The organism is Brevibacterium senegalense, assembly GCF_000285835.1.
GTDB lineage: Bacteria > Actinomycetota > Actinomycetes > Actinomycetales > Brevibacteriaceae > Brevibacterium > Brevibacterium senegalense.
The window spans coordinates 288,422-289,099 of the sequence record NZ_HE978602.1 but is presented as its reverse complement, the minus strand read 5'-3'; the positions used below and the strand labels follow the sequence as shown (position 1 = coordinate 289,099).

Below are 678 nucleotides of genomic sequence, written 5' to 3'. Positions count from 1 at the left end.
GGAGATCTCCCCGACGGTCCGGATGGACTACCCGCTGCCCGCGCAGACAGTCCATGACGAAGGCATCGAGGTCCGGGTCAAGACCGCCCCCAACGCCCCGGTCGACATCACGAAGACCAGCGTCATGTTCACCGGCGGCTACACGCTGGAACTGCCCGACTCCTGGGACGGCACCGCGGACGAGAACGGCGACTACGTCTTCACGATCGCTCCCGACACTCCCATCACGACGACCTTCAAGCCGGAGGAGCGCAACACGACGGTCGGCCAGCTGACCGACGGCGACCGCATCACCGTCCAGGTGCGCGCGAACGGCAAGAACACCTCCTACACCACCCAGGTCGAGGGCACGGCACAGGAGGCGAAGCCGACGGTCACCTTCCCCGACCACCCGGACAACGCCGCCACCCGCACGATCGGCGACGACTTCACCGCACGCGTCGCCTACACCGGCGCGAAGCCCGGCGACGCCGTCACCGTCATCGTCAACGGGTACACGCAGAAGCACGGCGAGGGCACCTACGAAGCACCCGCCACGGTCACCGAGACCGACGGCGAGTTCGAGGTCACCCTCCCGGCCTCCTTCCTCGACGACGTCCACTCCGGCACCGCCGACGACCAGGACGTCCTCCAGGTCCGCGTGGGCAGCACCCGCAACCACGTCCGCATCACCGAGGA

General features: G+C 68.3%; 1 protein-coding gene. It reads left to right on the top strand.

Going from position 1 to position 678, the window contains the following annotated elements; genetic code table 11:
* On the top strand, nucleotides 1-678 hold a 678-nt coding region (locus HGBR_RS20185; protein ID WP_218915949.1), incomplete at both ends, for a hypothetical protein.